3 protein-coding genes are annotated in these 3,563 nt (G+C 73.3%); all 3 read left to right on the top strand.

Translation table 11 applies throughout. The features are described 5' to 3' along the window. Positions 1 to 1,403, top strand: a 1,403-nt coding sequence (locus QR78_RS30235) for a sugar ABC transporter ATP-binding protein (RefSeq protein WP_048431333.1), incomplete at its 5' end; no start/stop codon positions are given. A 39-nt stretch (positions 1,404 to 1,442) separates the two neighbouring features. Then, entirely contained in the window at positions 1,443 to 2,420 is a 978-nt protein-coding gene (locus tag QR78_RS30240; RefSeq protein WP_048431334.1) for an ABC transporter permease, read from the top strand. Beyond that, the gene (locus tag QR78_RS30245; RefSeq protein ID WP_048431335.1) at positions 2,417 to 3,340 is read left to right on the top strand and encodes a PfkB family carbohydrate kinase; all 924 of its coding nucleotides are present in this window, start codon (positions 2,417 to 2,419) and stop codon (positions 3,338 to 3,340) included. Before QR78_RS30240 ends, QR78_RS30245 begins: the two co-directional genes overlap by 4 nt. Positions 3,341 to 3,563 lie beyond the last annotated feature (223 nt).

The following is a 3,563-nucleotide window of genomic DNA, read 5'->3' on the forward strand; positions in this document are numbered from 1 at the left end:
TCCACGCGCTGCTCGGCGAGAACGGCGCCGGCAAGTCGACCCTGATGCGGACGCTGTCGGGCGTGCTCAGGCCCGACGAGGGCACCATCGCGGTGGACGGGGAGGAGCTGACCCTGCGCTCGCCGCTCGCGGCCCGCCGCGCCGGCATCGCGATGATCCACCAGGAGCTGCAGCAGGTCCCCGAGCTGACCGTGGCGCAGAACATGTTCCTGGGCCGTGCCTTGCGGCGGGGCGGGCTCTTCGTCGACCGCGCCCGGCAGGAGGCGCTGGCGGCCGAGGCCCTGGCGCCGCTCGATTCCGCGATCCGCCCGGACGCGCCGATCCGCAGCCTCCGGGTGGCGCAGCGCCAGATCGTCGAGATCGGCCGCGCGCTCCTCGACAACGCGCGCATCATCGCCATGGACGAGCCGACCTCGAGCCTGACGCCGAGCGAGTTCGAGCGCCTGGCCGCCGTCATCGCCGGCCTCGCCGCCCGGGGCGTCTCGATCATCTACGTCTCGCACAAGATGGACGAGGTGTTCCGGATCTGCAGCCGCGCGACGATCATGCGCGACGGGCGCTTCGTCGCCGATCTCGACCTCGCCGGCACCACCGAGAGTGCCGTCGTCGCCCAGATGGTCGGACGCGAGCTCGCGGTGGCGCAGCACCGCTCGTCGGTGCAACCCGAGACGGTTTTATCGGTGCGCGGCCTGACCGCCGGGACGCGGGTGGTCGATGCGAGCTTCGACCTGCGGCGCGGCGAGGTTTTGGGGATCGCCGGGCTGATCGGCGCCGGCCGCACCGAATTGCTCCGCCTCGTCGCCGGCGCAGATCCGCGCAGCAGCGGCACCATCACGGTCAACGGCCGGCCGCTCGTGCGGAGCGGCACCCGGGCGGCGATCGCGGCCGGCATCGGACTCGTCCCCGAGGAGCGCAAGCGCGACGGCATCGTGCCCCAGCGCTCGATGGTCGCCAACGTGGCGCTGCCGTCGATGCCCCGGTTCGCGCCCCGCGGCATCGTCCGCGGGCGCAGGCTCCGGGCCGAGGCCGCGCGCCTCCTCGCCGAGGTGAACCTGCGGCCGATGCAGATCGACCGGCCGATCCGCCTGTTCAGCGGCGGCAACCAGCAGAAGGGCATCATCGCCCGCTGGATCGCCGCCGGCACCCAGATCCTGCTCTTCGACGAGCCGACCCGCGGCATCGACATCGGCGCCAAGGCGGAGATCTACGGGCTGATCGAGCGGCTCGCCGCCGAGGGCAAGTCGGTCATCGTCGTGTCCTCGGAGCTGCCCGAATTGCTGCGCCTCTCCGACCGGGTCCTCGTCATGCGCCAGGGCCGGATCGCCGCCGAGCTCCCGCGCGAGGCGCTGAGCGAGCAGGCCATCGTCGCCCACGCGGTTCCCCAATCCGGCCGCGCCGCCTGACTCTTTCGAACCTCCCCTCTGCGCCGTCGAGGCCCGCCCATGCTCACCCTGACAGACAAAGCCGCCCCCGCGCCCGGCGCGTCGACGCGCTTGCGCGTGCCGTTGCGCGACTTCGGCACCCTGCTCGGCCTCGTGCTCATCGTCCTGGTCTTCGCGGTCGCGGCCCCGGGCTTCCTGACCGAGCGCAACCTCCTCAACATTCTCCAGCAATCGAGCATCAACGCCTGCGTGGCCCTCGGCATGACGCTGGTGATCGTGTCGGGCGGCATCGACCTCTCGGTCGGCCCGGTCGCGGCGCTCTCGGCGGTGCTCTCGGCGAGCCTGATGGTCGCCGGCGTGCCCCCGGTGCTCGCGGTGCTGGCCGGGCTGGCGCTCGGCGCGGCGTGCGGCGCCGTCAACGGCGCGCTGATCTGCTTTGGCGGCCTCCAGCCCTTCATCGTCACGCTCGGCACGCTGAGCACCTACCGGGCCCTGGCGCTGATCGCGACGGACGGGAACCCGATCTTCGGCGTGCCGCAGAGCTTCCGGGCGCTGGTGAACGGGAATGTCGGCGGAATCCCCATGGCGGTGATCGTGGTGCTGGCGGTGGCGCTCCTCGCCGGGCTGATCCTGCGCAAGACGCCGTTCGGCGAGTACCTCCTGGCGGTCGGCGGCAACGAGGAGGCCGCCCACATCGCCGGCGTGCCGATCGCGCTCACCAAGATCGGCGCCTACATGCTGTCGGGCCTGCTCGCCGCGCTCGCCGCCATGATCCTCGTCGGCCGCCTCGGCGCCGCCGAGCCGATCCTCGGCAATCTCTGGGAGCTCGACGCCATCGCGGCGGCGGCCATCGGCGGCGCCTCGCTGATGGGCGGCAAGGGCAGCATCCTCGGCACGCTCCTCGGTGCGGTCATCCTCGGCGCCATGCGCAACGGGCTGACCCTGATGAACGTGCAGGCCTTCTACCAGCTTCTCGCCACCGGCCTCATCATCCTGCTGGCCATGCTGGTCGACCGTTTCGCCCGGGGGCGCGCATGACCATAAACGACACCACCCCGCCGGGCACGGCCGGGCAGGGGACGCAGCCCGAGATCGTCGTGGTCGGCAGCCTGCACTACGACATCACGGTCGACGCCCCGGACCGCCCCCGCAAGGGCGAGACCGTGACCGGCCGGCGCTGGGCCCCGAAATTCGGCGGCAAGGGCGGCAACCAGGCCGCGGCGGCGCAAGGACAGGGCGTCGCGACCGCGATGGTGGGTGCCGTCGGCGACGACGATTTCGGCCGCGGCCTGCTGGCCGGCCTCGACCGCGCCGGGGTGGACCGCGCCGCGGTCGCAATCCTGCCCGGGACGGGATCGGGCATGAGCGTGGCGATCTTCGACGATGGCGGCGACTACGGCGCGGTCATCGTCTCGGGCGCGAACCTGGCGATCGAGGCCGACCAGATCCCGGATGCCCGGCTCGGGCAGGCGCGGGTGCTGATCCTCCAGAACGAGATCCCGGAGGCGGTCAACGCCGCGGTGGCGCGCCGGGCCCGGCAGCTCGGCCTCGCCACGATCCTCAACGCGGCGCCGGCCCGGCCCTTCGCGACCGATCTCCCCGACCACGTCGACATCCTGGTCGTCAACGCGATCGAGGCCGAGATGCTGGGCGGCGGGAGCGTGGAGTCGCTGGCGCAGGCCGCGACGGCCGCCGAGACCTTGAGCGCCCGCTTCGGCCTCGTCGTGGTCACGGCGGGCGGCGACGGCGTCGCCATGGCGGGCGCCTCGACCGATCCGGTGGCGCTGCCGGCCCTGCCGATCACGGTGGTGAGCACCCACGGCGCCGGCGACATGTTCGTCGGCACCTTCGCGGCGCACCTGGCCCGGGGCGATACCCCCGAGACCGCGTTGCGCGCCGCCAACGCGGCCGCCGCGCGGCTGGTCTCGACGCCGGAGCACGAGCGGGCGGCACTCTGAAGAGGCGCCGCGGGAGCGGACTCCGTCCCCCGGCGGACCGCGAGGCGATCCCGGCACCCGCGCCGGGCGCAGCCGTCTCGCGTCGCGCCCGGGGCGGTCGCACCGGATCCTCCGGGAATCCGCCCGTCGGTACAGAAAAGGGCCCCGGGTCTTGCGACCCGGGGCCCTTTCGATCGTCGTCCGTCCGGGGCGTCGCCCCGATGGGATCAGCGGAGGAGCTGGA

Origin of the sequence: Methylobacterium indicum (genome assembly GCF_001043895.1) — a bacterium.
In the GTDB taxonomy this organism is placed as follows: domain Bacteria; phylum Pseudomonadota; class Alphaproteobacteria; order Rhizobiales; family Beijerinckiaceae; genus Methylobacterium; species Methylobacterium indicum.